This window comes from Burkholderia sp. E168m23, from assembly GCF_016586125.1.
Classification (GTDB): Bacteria; Pseudomonadota; Gammaproteobacteria; order Burkholderiales; family Burkholderiaceae; genus Burkholderia; species Burkholderia orbicola.
Genome location: NZ_BCPP01001606.1, coordinates 1 through 734, shown reverse-complemented (window position 1 = coordinate 734; position 734 = coordinate 1). Strand labels below are relative to the sequence as shown.

Below are 734 nucleotides of genomic sequence, written 5' to 3'. Positions count from 1 at the left end.
AATGTGCAGCTTCATGAGCCGCGAGAAGATCGACCAGCTGCTTGAGGAGCTCTCGAAATGACGTCCCTCCACGACCGTCACATCAAACCGCTGATCCTCGCTGGTCTGAACGGCGAGAACTGGCACCTCGAAGACTACGTTGCGCGCGGCGGCTACAAGCAGCTGCGCCGCATTCTCGAAGAAAAGATTCCGCCCGAGCAGGTGATCGCCGACGTGAAGGCGTCGGGCCTGCGCGGCCGCGGCGGCGCGGGCTTCCCGACCGGCCTGAAGTGGAGCTTCATGCCGCGTCAGTTCCCGGGGCAGAAGTACCTCGTCTGCAACTCGGACGAAGGCGAGCCGGGCACGTTCAAGGATCGCGACATCCTGCGCTGGAACCCGCACGCGCTGATCGAAGGCATGGCCATCGGCGCATACGCGATGGGCATCACCGTCGGCTACAACTACATCCACGGCGAGATCTTCGAAGTGTATCGACGCTTCGAAGCCGCGCTCGATGAAGCACGCGCGGCCGGGTTCCTCGGCGACAACATCATGGGCTCGGAATTCTCGTTCCAGCTGCACGCGCACCACGGTTACGGCGCGTACATCTGCGGCGAGGAAACGGCGCTGCTCGAGTCGCTCGAAGGCAAGAAGGGCCAGCCGCGCTTCAAGCCGCCGTTCCCGGCGAGCTTCGGCGTGTACGGCAAGCCGACCACGATCAACAACACCGAGACGTTTGCCGCGGTGCCGTTCCT

Annotated in this window: 1 pseudogene; it reads left to right on the top strand. The window is 63.8% G+C overall.

The window, feature by feature from the left end:
* Positions 1-57 precede the first annotated feature (57 nt).
* Positions 58-734 (top strand): annotated as a pseudogene (locus JMF90_RS39175) (NADH-quinone oxidoreductase subunit F); the annotation flags it as partial.